This window comes from Streptomyces sp. NPDC000941 (genome assembly GCF_053599555.1).
This window is the reverse complement of the sequence record NZ_JBSFMM010000109.1, coordinates 1-13,624: the sequence shown is the minus strand read 5'-3', so window position 1 is coordinate 13,624 and position 13,624 is coordinate 1. Positions and strand designations below refer to the sequence as shown.

Sequence of the window (13,624 nt, the reverse complement as noted above, 5' to 3'; positions counted from 1 at the left end):
ACCAACGGTGACCTTCCCTGTCACCAGTCCGGGCGATGATTGCATCTTCATGCCGAAGCCCTCCGGCCAGCCCGTCCCGGATCAGACCTTGCGGTAGTCGTACGCCTCCTCCGCCGCCCGCGCGACCGCGTCCACGTCCGCCCCCGCCGAGGCCGCGACGACCGCCGCCACCGCGCCCTCGACCAGCGGCGCGTCCACCAGCCGGGAGCCCGGGGGCAGCTCGTCGCCCTCGGCCAGCAGCGCCTTCACGGTCAGTACGGCGCTGCCCAGGTCCACCAGGACCGCCACGCCCGCGCCCTGGTCGACCGCGTGAGCCGCCTCGGCGACCAGCTCCGGGCTGGTGCCGAGCCCGCCGTCCGGCGTGCCGCCGGCCGCGGTGACCGGCGCGGTGCTGCCGCCGCCGGCCAGCCCGGTGGCCAGCTGTGCCACCGACTCGGCGACGGCGGCGCTGTGCGACACCAGCACCACGCCGACCCGCTTCTCCGCGTCACTCATGAAGAAGCCACCTCCGCGAGGGCCGCGAACAGCAGCGCCGACGAGGTGGCGCCGGGGTCCTGATGGCCGATGCTGCGCTCACCCAGATAGCTGGCCCGGCCCTTGCGCGCCAGCATCGGCACGGTGGCCAGCGCGCCCTTGTCCGCGGCCTCGCTCGCCGCCGCGAAGGACCCGCCGTCGGCGGCCAGCGCGTCCAGCGCGGGGAGGAGCGCGTCCAGCATCGTCTTGTCGCCGGGCGCGGCGCCGCCGAGCTGGGCCACCGCGTCCACACCGGTCCGCAGCGCGTCGGCCAGCTGTCGTACGGTGACCTGCTCGGCGTCGCCGAGCGCCTTGCCCGCCCGGCGCAGCAGCGTCCCGTACAGCGGCCCCGAGGCGCCGCCCACCTTGGAGATCAGCTGACGTCCGGCCAGGATCAGCACGGCCCCCGGCGGGCCCGGCGGCTCCTTCTCCAGGGCTTCGGTGACGGCCGTGAAGCCGCGCTGCATATTGCTGCCGTGATCGGCGTCACCGATGGCCGAGTCCAGGTCGGTCAGCCGGGTCGCCTCCCGGCTTATGGCCGCGGCCGCCGCGGTGAGCCAGCGGTGGAAGAAGGCGGCGTCGAGCGCCGGTTCGCCGGCGGTTTCGCTGCTGGACACAGAGCTGGGCACAGGGCGCCTCCTCGGTCGAATGGCCAAACGGCGACAGCGTATGTATCGGTGGCGGGGGCCGGTCCCGGTCAGCAGCCCCAGCGCAGCCCGGCGGTCCTTACCGGCGCGTTCCACAGTCGCAGCAGTTCCTCGTCGACCCGGCACAGGGTCACCGAAGCGCCCGCCATGTCGAGCGAGGTGACGTAGTTGCCGACGAGCGTATGTGCCACCACCACCTCGCGCTCGCCGAGCACCCGGTGCACCTCGGCGGCGAAGCCGTACAGCTCCAGCAGCGGCGTGGCGCCCATGCCGTTGACGAGGACGAGGACCGGGTTGTCGGTCCGCAGCTCCTCCAGCGCCGCGTCCACCGCGAAGTCGGCGATCTCGTGGGAGGTCATCATGGCCCGCCGCTCGCGCCCGGGCTCGCCGTGGATGCCCACGCCCAACTCCAGCTCCCCGGCCGGGAGGTCGAAGGTCGGGCCGCCCTTGGCGGGGGTGGTGCAGGCGCTGAGGGCGACGCCGAAGCTCCGCGACGACTCGTTGACCTGCCGGGCGAGCGCCGCCACCCGGTCCAGCGGCGCGCCCTCCTCGGCCGCCGCGCCGGCGATCTTCTCCACGAACAGCGTCGCCCCGGTGCCGCGCCGCCCGGCCGTGTAGAGGCTGTCGGTCACCGCCACGTCGTCGTTGACCAGGACCTTGGCGATCTGTACGCCCTCGTCCTCGGCGAGCTCGGCCGCCATGTCGAAGTTGAGGACGTCGCCGGTGTAGTTCTTGACGATGAACAGGACCCCACTGCCGCTGTCCACGGCGGCCGCGGCCCGCACCATCTGATCGGGCACGGGGGAGGTGAAGACCTCGCCGGGGCACGCCGCGTCCAGCATTCCGGGCCCGACGAATCCCCCGTGCAGCGGCTCATGCCCCGATCCGCCGCCGGAGACCAGCGCGACCTTGCCGGCGACCGGGGCGTCCCGCCGGACGATCACCCGGTTCTCGACGTCCACCGTCAACTCGGGATGCGCGGCGGCCATTCCGCGCAGGGCGTCGGCGACCACGGTCTCGGCAACGTTGATCAGCATCTTCATCTGCGTGTCCGTTCTCCGCCGGGTGGAGCTGTACGGGTGGAGCTGTCCGCGGGATGAAAATCCTACGGATCTCCGGCGCTCATGGCACCCCTTGAGCGCTGAGCTGAATGGATCAATGCGGCGAAAAAGGTACAAAAGCATCATATGGTTCGCGCATGGAGAATACTGTCGCCCCGGCCGCCGCCACCCCGCGCCCGCGCCCGCAACCCTTCGAGCCGGCGCGCCATCGCCGTCCCGCGCCCTGGCTCGCGCTGGTGGCCGCCGGTTACGCCCTCGTCCAGCTCCTCGTGGTCATCCCGCACACCGCGCACGCCCTGGGCTGGGACGAGTCCGTGTACGTCTCCCAGGTCGACCCGCGCCACCCGGCCGCGTACTTCAGCGCCCCCCGCTCCCGCGGCATCAGCATGCTGGTCGCCCCGGTCGTCTCCGTGACCTCCTCCATTCCGGTGCTGCGGGTACTCCTCGCGGTGCTCTCCGCCGCCGCCCTGTACGCCGCCTTCCGGGTGTGGCGCCGGATGCTCGGCCGCGGCACGGTCGCCCTGGCCGCACTCCTGTTCGCCGGGCTGTGGATCACCCAGATCAGCGGACCGACGGTGATGCCGAACCTGTGGGTGGCGATCGGCGCGGTGGCCGCCGTCGGCTGGTTTCTGCGCGCCCCCGCCGAGCGCAACGCGCGCTGGTGGCTGGCCGCCGTCATCGCGGGTGTCACCCTCGTACGGACCCCCGACGGGGGCTGGCTGGCCCTGCCGCTGCTGGCCGGGGCCGTGGCCATCCGGGCCTGGCGGCCGGCCCTGCCCGCGCTGCTCGGCGGGCTCACGCTGGGCGCCACACAGTGGGTGGGCGAGGCGTACGCCCGCTTCGGCGGCGTCCTGGAGCGGCTGCGGGTCTCCAGCGATGTCGAGGGCGGCATGGGGCTGCACTTCAACGTCGGGGCGGCGCTGCGCAGCCTGAACGGGCCGCAGCTGTGCCGTCCGTGCGAGGTGCCGCTGCGCCACCCGGAGCTGACCGTGTGGTGGCTGGCGCTGCCGCTGCTGACCGCCGCCGCGGTCGTCGTCGCCGTACGGGACCGCCGCGACCGCCGGGAGCGCGTGTCCCGCCCGGGCGCCCCGCACCACGGCCATCCGCTCGCGCTGACCATCCTGCCGATCGTCTGCGCCGCCGCGCTCGCCATCCCGTATCTGCTGCTCATCGGCTACTTCGCGCCGCGCTTCCTGATGCCCTCGTACGCGCTGCTCGCGCTCCCCATGGCCGAGCTGCTGCTCCGTACCGTCCAGGGCGTGCGCTCCCCGCAGCCCGTGGCGGTCGCGCTCGGTGTGGTGGTCACCCTCCAACTGGCCTCGCAGCATGTGGTGCTCGGCCGCTCGGCGGCCCAGTCGGAGAAGGTCAACGGAAGCTACCGGACGGCCGCGGCCGCGCTGCACCGGCTGGGGCTGCGGTCGCCGTGCCTGGTCGCCGGCGACCACGCCCTGCCCATCGCGTACCACGCGGGCTGCGCCTCCGCCCAGACCAGCGGGAACAACCGGTCCATCACGCCCGCGGCGCTGGTGCTGCGGTCCGCCCGGGAACCCACCGCCGTGCTCACCCACCGCTCCCGGCCGCGTCCCCCGGCCTATGCGCAGACGTGGGTGGCGTATCGGCTGCCCGGGACGGACTGGACCGCCCATCTGCCGCCGGATCAGGCGCGTGAGCTCCAATCCCGACAGAAGGTGTCCGGTAATCCCGGGAGCATGGGGCCCATGACGAGTGCGACGACGACCAGTTGGGCCGGGTTCGAGGCGGCGGAGCCCGCGTTCTCCACCGTGGTGCGCGAGCGGTTCCAGCGCTACCCGCACCATGTGCTGGCCACCCTGCGCCAGGACGGCAGCCCGCGGGTGACCGGTCTCGAAGTGGACTTCCGCTTCGGTGAGATGTGGCTCGGCATGATGCCGGATTCGCGCAAGGCCCTGGACCTGCGGCGCGACGCGCGCTTCGCGATCCACGCCAACCCCGGTCCTGACACCGGGATGGACGGCGGCGACGTACGGGTCAGCGGGCGCGCCGTGGAGGTGACCGATCCGCAGCTGCTCGCCGGCTACGCCGAGGAGTCCCGCACGCCGGAGCCCTTCCACCTCTTCCGGGTCGAGGTGACCGAGGTGGTGCGCACCGCAGTGGAGGGCTCCGGTCCGGTGCTGCAGACCTGGCGCCCGGGCGAGGTGGTGCGGACTACCCGACGGGGCTGAGGCCCGTGTTTCCGGCGGTTGTTCACGGAAGGAGTGAGAAAAAGCCAGCCAGGAGTGTGAAGTAGGCCAAGTTGTAACACGACAAGGTGTTTCCTTCTCATCAACTCTGTTGGTATCCCTTGGGGCTGTCACCAGCACGTCCCAGGGGGTGTCCTCGGGGCGCAGTTCGGAAGGATCAACTCCCCTTGTCTGCCATCGACGACGCCGGCCGCCGTCTGCGCGCCAGGCGCAGACGGCGCGACTATCTGCTCTTCGCCGCGTTCGCCGCCCCGAACTTCCTGTTCCTGCTGCTCTTCGCCTACTGGCCGGTGGTCTACAACGGCTATCTCAGCCTGACCGACTGGGACATGATCTCCCCGGCCAAGGACTTCGTCGGGCTCGGCAATTACACCGATCTGCTCACCGACCCCGACTTCCGCGCCACCTTGTGGACCACCGTCGTCTTCGTCGTCGGCATCGTGGCCGGCGGCATCGTCCTGGGTCTCGCCACCGCGCTGCTCCTGAATCAGAAGCTGCGCGGCCGGAACGTGGTGCGGACGCTGACCTTCGCCCCGTATGTGCTCTCCGGGGCCGCCGTCGGCACCCTGTGGCTGTTCGTCTTCGACCCCAACTACGGGCTGATACGCCCGCTGATGGCCCCGCTCGGACTGACCGCCCCGGCGATGATGACCGACTCCAAGTGGGCGCTGACCGGCCTGATCCTGGTCTACCTCTGGAAGAACATCGGATTCGTCGCCGTGGTCTACCTGGCCGGGCTCCAGGGCCTGCCCAGGGATGTGTACGAGGCCGCCGCGCTGGACGGCGCCGGGCCCTGGACGCGGCTGCGCCGGATCACCCTCCCGCTGCTCTCCCCGGTCACCTTCTTCCTGTTGGTGACCTGCACCATCAGCACCTTCCAGGCGTTCGACGTGCTGGCCATGATGACCGCAGGCGGCCCGGGCACCTCCACCTCCACCCTCAGCTGGTTCATCTACGACCAGGGATTCCGCGCCTTCGACGCGGGGCGCTCCGCCGCCGGCGCGATGATCATGTTCGCCGTGCTTCTGCTGATCACCGCGGGACAGGCCCGCTATCTCGAGCGAAAGGTGCACTACCAGTGACGGCCCTCGACCCGGGGGCGCCCTCCCGCCGCCCCGGCGGCCGGGCCCGGCGCCTCGGCCTGTACGCGCTCCTCGTCCTGGTCGCGCTCATCGCGGCCGGCCCGCTGTACTGGCTGGCCTCCTCGGCGCTGAAGACCAACCCCCAGATCTACGCCTATCCGCCCCACTGGGTCCCCACCGACCTGCGCTGGAGCAACTTCACGGACGCCTGGAACGCGGCCCCCTTCGACCGGTTCTTCCTCAACTCCCTCGTGGTCTCGGTCGTCGGCACCGCCATCGAGCTGTGTTCCGCGCTGCTGTGCGCGTACGCCTTCGTCTTCCTGCCCTTCCCCGGCAAGAAGTGGCTGTTCCTCTTCCTGCTGGGCGCCATGATGGTCCCCGGCCATGTCACCCTGCTGCCCAACTTCCTGACCATCGCCCAGCTGGGCTGGGTCAACACCTGGGCAGGCCTGATCGCCCCGGGCCTGGGCTCGGTCTTCGGCACGTTCCTGCTGCGCCAGCACATGCTGACGCTCCCCAAGGAGGTCATGGACGCGGCCCGGATCGACGGTGCGGGCCATCTGCGCACCCTCTTCCGCGTCGTACTGCCCATGTCACGGCCCATGGTGATCACCGTCGCCATCGTGATCATGGTGACCAAGTGGAACGACTTCATCTGGCCGCTGATCGTGACCAGCAGTGCCGATATGCGCACTCTCCCGGTCGGCCTCCTCTTCCTGCGGGACCAGGAGACCTACGCCAACTGGGGCGCCATCCTGGCCGGCACGGTGATGGTGATCCTGCCGGTGCTCATCGTCTTCTTCATCGCCCAGCGCTACATCATCGCCGGGCTGACCCAGGGAGCCGGGAAGTGAGCCAGAGCCTCCCCAACCTGAGCCAGAGCCTCCCCCGCCCGAGCCACAGCCTCCCCAGCCGCCGGCGCTTTCTCGCCCTCGCGGCCGGGGCGCCCACGGCCGCCGCGCTGCTGAGCGCCTGCGGCACCACCACCGGGCCGGTGGACCAGCCGGGCGGATCGGTCCCCGACGGCTACTCCGGGCGCACCCGTGTCGTGCTGTGGTCCACCTTCGCGGACGTACCCGGCCGCGCCCTCCAGGATCTCGCCGACAAGTTCAACCGCGAGCAGCGCGACATCTATGTGGAGGTCCAGTTCCAGGGCACGTACGACGAATGCGCCCAGAAGGCGGTCGTCGGGCTGCTCGCCGGCCAGGCGCCCGATCTGTGCGTGCTGTCCGATGTGAAGTGGTACCGCTTCTACTTCGGGGACGCGCTCGAGCCCTGGGACGACTACATCGACCCCGGCGAGCTGCGCGCCACCTACAACGCGAGGCTGCTGGGGGAGGGGCGGGTCAAGGGCCACCACTGGTGGCTGCCGCTGGCCCGCTCCACCCCGCTCTTCTATTTCAACCGCACCCTCTTCAAGAAGGCCGGGGTACCCGACCGGGCGCCCGAGAGCTGGGAAGAGATGTACGGCTGGGCCAAGGAGATCACCCGGCTGAAGACCCAGGGCAAGCCGGTCGCCATGGAGGCGTACCAGAAGATCGACGGAGACTGGCAGTTCCAGTGCACCGCCTGGCAGTGGGGCGGCGCGTACTCCAAGGGCCTGGACGTCACCATCGACCACGAGGCCACCGTCGCGGCCGGGGAGTGGCAGCGCAAGCTCGTCCACAAGGACCGCATCGCCTATATGTCCACCGACCCCGCCGGGGACATGGGCAACCAGCTGATCGCCACCCTGATCACCTCCACCGGCGGGCTGCGGAAGATCTCCGAGATGGCCAAGGCGGGCGGCTGGGAGCTGGGCACCGGATTCCTGCCCCGCCACAAGGAGTTCGGGGTGACCACGGGCGGCGGCGGGCTCGGCATGTTCAAACGGGTGCCCAAGGAGCGCAAACAGGCCGCCGCGGAGTTCGTACGCTTCCTGGCGCGGCCGGAGAACGCGGCCCAGTGGACCGTCCAGACCGGCTATATGCCCGTGGTCCCGGCCGCCACCAAGTCCCCCGCGCTGGCGAAACTGCTCACCGAGGACCCCAACTTCTCCACCGCGGTCAAGCAGCTGCCGCACACCCGCAAGGGCGACCAGGTGCGGATGATGGTGCCCAACGCCAATGTCCAGATCTACACCGGGCTGCAGAAGATCTGGACCGGCAACACTCCCGCGCACGAGGCGTTCTCCGATGTCGCCACGCGGCTGCGCAAGGGAGTGGACCGGCACCGTGAGTCCATCGAGGAGCACCTGTGACACCGTCCCGGCCCGCCACCTCACCCACCACCCCACGCCCGGCCGTACGTCCTCTGGTCTACGGACACCGGGGCGCCAGGGCCGATGAGCCGGAGAACACCCTGCGCTCCTTCCGCCGCGCGCACCAGGTCGGCGCCGAGGGCGTCGAGCTGGATGTGCGGGTGTCCCGCGACGGCCACCTCGTGGTGATCCACGACGCCACTGTGGACCGCACCACCGACGGTACGGGCGAGGTCGCCGCGCTCTCCCTGGCCGAGCTGCGGGAGCTCGACGCCGGCCAGGGCGAGCGGATCCCCACGCTCCGCGAGGCCCTGGACGCCTTCCCCGGACTGGTGCAGGTGGAGATCAAGGCCCCCGAGGCGGTGGCCGCTCTGGCCGAGTTCGACCGGCAAACCCCACTGCCCGCGCGCGTCGTGCTCACCTCCTTCCAGGCCGAGGTGCTCGACGGCGCCGCGCGGCTGCTGCCCCAGGTGGAACGGGGGCTGATCACCGCCGACCCCACGGCGGAACTGCCCGCGCGCGCCGCGGAGGTGAAGGCCACCTGGGTCTGCCCGGAGCTCACGCCCGAGCTGACGGCCGGTCTGGTCGAGCGCTGCCACGCCCAGGGGCTGCGGGTGGACGCCTGGCCGGCCGCCGACGCGGGGCGGCTGGCGCGCTGTGTGGCCCTGGGCGCCGACGCGGTCACCACCGACTATCCCGCGCTGATCGACGGTTGGCTACGAGCGGCCTGACCGCTCACCGCCCGCAGCCCGCCGCCCGTTCAGCCGGGATATCGCGGGCCCGGACGCCGCCTCGGCGGATGCGGCGTCCGGGCCCGCGGCCCTTCCGTATTGTTGGAACACGTTCTACCGTGCCCCTCGATTCCAGGCGCCTACGCGGCGGACGCGAGACTCCAGGAGGGGCCGTGCACCTCGACTACACCCCCGACCAGCGGCAACTGCGCACCGAACTGCGCGCGTACTTCACCGAACTCGTCCCCGACGACGCCTACGCCCGCTACGCCGACCCGGCCGGGCAGAAGCGGTTCTACCGCGAGACGATCCGCCGCCTCGGCGCGGACGGCTGGCTGGGCGTGGGCTGGCCACGGGAGTACGGCGGGCGTGGGCTCGGCCCGGTGGAGCAGTTCATCTTCTTCGACGAGGCCGCCCAGGCGGGCGTGCCGCTGCCCCTCATGGCGCTCAACACCGTCGGGCCCACCCTGATGCGGTACGGCACCGACGAGCAGAAGGAGTACTTCCTCCCGAAGATCCTCTCCGGCGAGATCGACTTCGCCATCGGCTACAGCGAGCCCGATGCGGGCACCGACCTCGCCGCGCTCAAGACCCGCGCCGTGCGCGAAGAAGACGATGGCGACGCTGCGACCGGTTACTACCTCGTCAACGGCCAGAAGACCTGGACCACCAACGGCGACACCGCCGACTGGGTCTGGCTCGCGGTCCGTACCGACCCGGACGCCAAGCCCCATAAGGGCATCAGCATCCTGCTCGTGCCGACCCGCGACCCCGGCTACTCCTGCACCGTCATCACCACCCTCGCCTCCCACGACACCACCGCCAGCTACTACGAGAACATCCGGGTGCCGGCCACCCGCCGCGTCGGCGCGGAGAACGAGGGCTGGCGCATGATCACCACCCAGCTCAACTACGAGCGGGTCACCCTCGCCGCCCATGGCACCATGGCCATCCGCGCCCTGCGCGGCGTCCAGCAGTGGGCCGCCGACACCAAGCTCACCGACGGCCGCCGCGTCATCGACCTGGGCTGGGTACGCGGGCGGCTGGCCCGTACCCACGCCAGGCTCGACGCCATGAAGCTGCTCAACTGGCAGATGGTGGACGCCCTCCAGCGCGATGCGCTCACCCCCCACGACGCCTCCGCGGTCAAGGTCTACGGCTCCGAGGCGCGCCGCGACGCGTACGCCTGGCTGATGGAGATCGTCGGCGCGGCGGGCCCGCTCAAGGAGGGGTCGGCGGGCGCGGTGCTCCACGGCGAGCTGGAACGCGGCTACCGCAGCAGCGTCGTGTTCACCTTCGGCGGCGGCAACAACGAGGTGCAGCGGGAGATCATCTCCTGGATCGGCCTGGGGATGCCGAGGGTGCGCCGTTAGCGGCCGGCGACGACCCGGGCCGAATCGCCACGCGTGAGTCCGCCACGGTGTGGACGCGCTGTAGAAGGAAGAACCATGACATGAACGGCCCCGATGAGCACCGGCTCGTCTTCCCACAGGGGGACACCCGGCGCTCCGGCACCCCCTCCGACGGCGTCATCGCCCGCGAGCAGATCGCTCAGGTGCTGGTGCAGGCCCTCACGGCTCCCGAGGCGGTGCGCCGGAGCTTCGAACTGGTCGCGGAACGGGGCCCTGCCCCCAGCGACCTGGCCCCTCTGTTCGCCGCACTGGAGCAGGACGCGCCCGGCGCCCTGGACGCGGTCCGGGACGAGGACAACATGCCGCTGACGCGCGAGCCGCAACGCGTCCGCGATGACCTCGCCGCCACGCCGGCTGGTTGATCAGCGCATGTCCTCGACCGCGGACGGGGCGGTCTGCTCGGCTCCCGACATGTCGAGGAGCACCAGCCTGTCGTGGTCAGGGGTGCCAGGTTCGGCGTAGTACGCGATGAAGCGTTGCCCCTGGATGCCTTCCAACTGCATGGACTGGTAGCCGGGGGTCAGGTCGCCGACCTTCGGGTGGTGGAAGGTCTTGCTGCCGTGAGTGTGCCAGCGTACGTCGTAGCGCTCCCACAGATCGGCGAACTCGGCGCTCTTGTCGAGGAGTTCGGCGACGAGGTCGGTCAGGTCGGGGGCGTCCGGATCCAGACTGTGCAGCGCCCGCAACCTCCCCACGACTGCGCGGAGCTGCTCGTCCCAGTCGTCGAACAGCTCGGTGGCGGTGGGGTGCAGGAAGACATAGCGCACCACGTTGCGCTTCTCGGCCGGCCAGTCCGTCATCCCGGCGAACAGCCGGAGCCCACTGGGGTTGCAGTCCCTCGGTCTACAAGTTGCGCCAAAACGCCGCCATACTGGACAACGGGGATGCGTCGAGGGCTCCATGACGGGCCGTCGGCTTCGACGGGGGCGGCGGGAGGCACTCCCGCCGGAGGCAGGGGGACAATGGCGGACACCAGGCTGATCCAGGGCCGTTACCGGCTGCTCGATCTGATCGGGCGCGGGGGAATGGGCGAGGTGTGGCGGGCGCTCGACGAGTCGCTGGGGCGGCGCGTCGCCGTCAAGTGCCTCAAGCCCATGGGACAGCAGCGGGACCCGTCCTTCATGGACGTGCTGCGCGAGCGGTTCCGCCGTGAGGCGCGGGTCGCGGCCTCGCTGCAGCACCGCGGGGTGACCGTGGTGCATGACTTCGGGGAGCACGAGGGCGTCCTGTATCTGGTGATGGAGCTGCTGGAGGGGCGTAACCTCAGCCAGCTGCTGGAGGACAACGAGCAGCGGCCGCTGCCGGTCCCCGACGTCCTGGACATGGCCGGCCAGCTCGCCGTCGCCCTCGCGTACACCCACGACCAGGGCATCGTCCACCGGGACCTCAAGCCCGCCAACATCATGCGGCTGGCCGACGGCTCGGTGAAGATCTGCGACTTCGGCATCGCCCGGCTCGGCCATGACATCGGCTTCACGGCCCGGCTCACCGGGACCGGTATCGCCATGGGCACCCCGCACTACATGTCGCCCGAGCAGATCGCGGGCGGCGCCGTCGACCACCGCAGCGATCTGTACTCCCTGGGCTGTGTGCTGTACGAAATGGCCACCGGCGCGCCGCCGTTCGACGTCGACGACGCCTGGGCGGTGCTCGTCGGCCACCGCGACACCCCGCCCGAGCCGCCGCGCCGGCACCGGCCCGAGATCCCCGAGCCCTTCGAGCGGGTGATCCTCGACCTGCTGGCCAAGGACCCGGAGGACCGTCCGCGCGACGCCTCCGACCTGGCCAAGCGGATCGCTCTGGCCCGCGCGACCTGGGGCGCGGGGCAGCCGCTGGTGCCGGCGTGGACCCTGCCGGGGCTGGGCGCGGACGTCCCCGCGCAGCGACAGCCCCGCCTGCCCGCCTGGGCCCGGCATATGACCACCGGTACCGCGGCGGGCGAGGCAGCCCGGCCCGGGGCGCGGCCGGGCCCGCCGGGCGAGGCCGCCGGGCTCACCGGGGCGTGGACCGGCCGGGGCGGGGGAGCGGGGGCGGGCGGGCTGACCGCGGCATGGGCCGCCGGCCCGGCGCCGCCGCCTGTGACTGCCAGGCCGCCTGGGCTTGCCGGGTCGCCTGCGCTCGCAGGGGGCGCTGGGCCGCCTGCGTTCGCTCCGCCGTCTGCGCTGGCTGCGCCTGCTGGGCCGCCTGGGCTGGCCGGGGCCGCTGGGTCGCCTGTGTCCGCCGGGCCGCCCGCGCTGGCCGGGGCCTCTGGGCCCGCCGGGCCGCCTGCGTCCGCTGGGCCACCCGCGCCTGCTGGGCTCGCCGGGCCGTCTGCGCCGGCCGAGCCCGCGGGGCCGCCCGCGTCCGCCGGGCCGCCCGGGCTCGCTCTGGCGCCCCCGCCGCCGAATCTGCTCGCCACGCTCGCCGTCCGGCACACCATCGGGATGAGCCTGGCCCTGCAGGGCCGCTGGGAGGAGGCCGGCCAGACGCACCAGGAGGTCGCCGCCGAACGGGAGCGCGTGCTGGGCCCAGACCACCCCGACACCCTCGCCAGCCATTACGAGGCGGCCTTCGCGCTCGGGCGGCAGGGCCGCCACGGCGATGCGCTGGGCGCGTACGGGCGGGTGGCGGCGGGCCGCGCGCGGGCGCTCGGACCCGAGCACCCGGACACGCTGGCCGCCCGGCAGGAAACCGCGTTCGCGCTGAGCCGCCTCGGCCGCCACTTCGAGGCCCACCAGATCTACGCCGCCGTACTCGCGGCCCGCGAGCGCACGATGGGCGCCGAGCACCCCGATACGCTGCGCTGCCGCCACAATCTGGCCTTCAACCTGGGCCGCCTGGGGCGGTTCGAGGACTGCCACCGCGTGGCCCGCGAGGTGGCCGCGGCCCGCGCCCGTACCCTCGGCCTCGACCACCCCGACACCCTGGTCACCCGCTACGAGGTCGCGTACGCCCTCGGCCAGCTGGGCCGCTGGAGCGAGGCGCTGCACATCTACCGGGAGGTGGCCGACGCCCGCGGCCGTACCCTCGGCCCCGACCACCCGGACACCCTCGCGGCCCGCTACGAGGTCGGCATAAGCCTGGCCCGGCTGGGCCGCAGCGCGGAGGCCCTGGTGCTCTACCGCGCCCTCGTCGGCGACCGCACCCGCGCCCAGGGCCCCACCGACCCCGAGACCCTGCGCGCCCGGCACGGCCTCGGCGTGAACCTGGGCCGCCTCGGCCGCTGGGAGGAGGCCCTGGCCGAGGCCCGCGACGTCTCCGCCCTCCGCGAGCGGACGCTGGGCCCGGACCACCCGGACACTCTGGTCAGCCACCGGGAGGTGGCGGTGGCCCTCGGCTGGCTCGGTAACTGGACCGACGCCCTGGAGCTCTACCGCAGGGTCGCCCGAACCCGTGCGGACGTGCTGGGCGCTGACCACCCCGACGCCCTCGCCAGCCTGGGCGACGAGGCCCAGTGCCTGGAGCAGTTGGGGCGGTCGGAGGAGGCTGTCGAGCTGTACCGACGGATGGCGGCGGTGCGGCGCCGACACGAGTGAGACCCGGGGCCGCCCCGGCTGCACCTGAGCCGGGCCCCTTGCGCGGCTCCGCCGCGGTGGGGCGTGGTCGGCGTGGCGGATAGGCGGGCCCTCGGATGGCCTCGGTGCGTCGCCGCCGCCCAGCAGACGGCCGGGTCGGCTGTGGCCTGGCCCGGCGGGCCCCGGTGGCCCTTGAGCCGCGCCCGCCGCTGCAGAGCTGGCCGTC

12 protein-coding genes are annotated in these 13,624 nt (G+C 72.4%); 8 read left to right on the top strand and 4 right to left on the bottom strand.

The features are described from left to right. Positions 1-81: 81 nt before the first annotated feature. From ACWDSL_RS30180 to dhaK, 3 genes are all read right to left on the bottom strand, one after another. On the bottom strand, positions 82-495 hold the full coding sequence (locus ACWDSL_RS30180) for a PTS-dependent dihydroxyacetone kinase phosphotransferase subunit DhaM (RefSeq protein WP_089505382.1): 414 nt from the start codon (positions 493-495) through the stop codon (positions 82-84). After that, positions 492-1,142, bottom strand: coding sequence for a dihydroxyacetone kinase subunit DhaL (gene dhaL / locus ACWDSL_RS30175; RefSeq protein ID WP_450490737.1), 651 nt, complete (start codon positions 1,140-1,142; stop codon positions 492-494). Before dhaL ends, ACWDSL_RS30180 begins: the two co-directional genes overlap by 4 nt. Before the next feature lie 68 nt (positions 1,143-1,210). Beyond that, positions 1,211-2,203, bottom strand: coding sequence for a dihydroxyacetone kinase subunit DhaK (gene dhaK / locus ACWDSL_RS30170; protein WP_450490735.1), 993 nt, complete (start codon positions 2,201-2,203; stop codon positions 1,211-1,213). A gap of 155 nt (positions 2,204-2,358) precedes the next feature. Between dhaK and ACWDSL_RS30165 the strand changes: the two genes are divergently transcribed. The 7 genes from ACWDSL_RS30165 to ACWDSL_RS30135 all read left to right on the top strand — a co-directional run bounded on the left by ACWDSL_RS30165 (position 2,359) and on the right by ACWDSL_RS30135 (position 10,266). Continuing rightward, complete coding sequence (locus tag ACWDSL_RS30165; protein ID WP_450490733.1) at positions 2,359-4,422, top strand: pyridoxamine 5'-phosphate oxidase family protein; 2,064 nt, start codon at positions 2,359-2,361, stop codon at positions 4,420-4,422. A 185-nt stretch (positions 4,423-4,607) separates the two neighbouring features. Further along, a complete protein-coding gene (locus ACWDSL_RS30160; protein WP_450490731.1) occupies positions 4,608-5,522 on the top strand; it encodes a carbohydrate ABC transporter permease in 915 nt (304 codons plus the stop codon). Further along, on the top strand, positions 5,519-6,376 hold the full coding sequence (locus tag ACWDSL_RS30155) for a carbohydrate ABC transporter permease (protein ID WP_450490729.1): 858 nt from the start codon (positions 5,519-5,521) through the stop codon (positions 6,374-6,376). Before ACWDSL_RS30160 ends, ACWDSL_RS30155 begins: the two co-directional genes overlap by 4 nt. Next, positions 6,373-7,761 carry an ABC transporter substrate-binding protein gene (locus tag ACWDSL_RS30150; protein ID WP_450490727.1) on the top strand — a complete coding sequence of 463 codons (1,389 nt, stop codon included), beginning with the start codon at positions 6,373-6,375 and terminating at the stop codon, positions 7,759-7,761. Before ACWDSL_RS30155 ends, ACWDSL_RS30150 begins: the two co-directional genes overlap by 4 nt. Further along, positions 7,758-8,492, top strand: a complete 735-nt coding sequence (locus ACWDSL_RS30145; protein ID WP_450490725.1) for a glycerophosphodiester phosphodiesterase — start codon at positions 7,758-7,760, stop codon at positions 8,490-8,492. The genes ACWDSL_RS30150 and ACWDSL_RS30145 overlap by 4 nt, the downstream gene beginning before the upstream one ends. Positions 8,493-8,665: 173 nt before the next feature. Then, a complete protein-coding gene (locus tag ACWDSL_RS30140; protein ID WP_450490723.1) occupies positions 8,666-9,865 on the top strand; it encodes an acyl-CoA dehydrogenase family protein in 1,200 nt (399 codons plus the stop codon). Between the two features lie 80 nt (positions 9,866-9,945). Then, positions 9,946-10,266, top strand: a complete 321-nt coding sequence (locus tag ACWDSL_RS30135) for a hypothetical protein (RefSeq protein WP_450490721.1) — start codon at positions 9,946-9,948, stop codon at positions 10,264-10,266. Here ACWDSL_RS30135 and ACWDSL_RS30130 read toward each other — a convergent pair whose 3' ends face one another. Continuing rightward, a complete protein-coding gene (locus tag ACWDSL_RS30130) occupies positions 10,267-10,704 on the bottom strand; it encodes an MmyB family transcriptional regulator (protein ID WP_450490719.1) in 438 nt (145 codons plus the stop codon). A 162-nt stretch (positions 10,705-10,866) separates the two neighbouring features. Between ACWDSL_RS30130 and ACWDSL_RS30125 the strand changes: the two genes are divergently transcribed. Further along, complete coding sequence (locus tag ACWDSL_RS30125; RefSeq protein ID WP_450490717.1) at positions 10,867-13,419, top strand: tetratricopeptide repeat protein; 2,553 nt, start codon at positions 10,867-10,869, stop codon at positions 13,417-13,419. Positions 13,420-13,624: the final 205 nt, after the last annotated feature.

Bases quoted from the DNA above. Each gene is read 5' to 3' on its own strand.
- ACWDSL_RS30125 (WP_450490717.1), top strand. From the start codon at position 10,867: ATGGCGGACACCAGGCTGATCCAGGGCCGTTACCGGCTGCTCGATCTG.
- ACWDSL_RS30165 (WP_450490733.1), top strand. From the start codon at position 2,359: ATGGAGAATACTGTCGCCCCGGCCGCCGCCACCCCGCGCCCGCGCCCG.
- ACWDSL_RS30130 (WP_450490719.1), bottom strand. From the start codon at position 10,704: ATGACGGACTGGCCGGCCGAGAAGCGCAACGTGGTGCGCTATGTCTTC.
- ACWDSL_RS30180 (WP_089505382.1), bottom strand. From the start codon at position 495: ATGAGTGACGCGGAGAAGCGGGTCGGCGTGGTGCTGGTGTCGCACAGC.
- dhaK (WP_450490735.1), bottom strand. From the start codon at position 2,203: ATGAAGATGCTGATCAACGTTGCCGAGACCGTGGTCGCCGACGCCCTG.
- ACWDSL_RS30135 (WP_450490721.1), top strand. From the start codon at position 9,946: ATGAACGGCCCCGATGAGCACCGGCTCGTCTTCCCACAGGGGGACACC.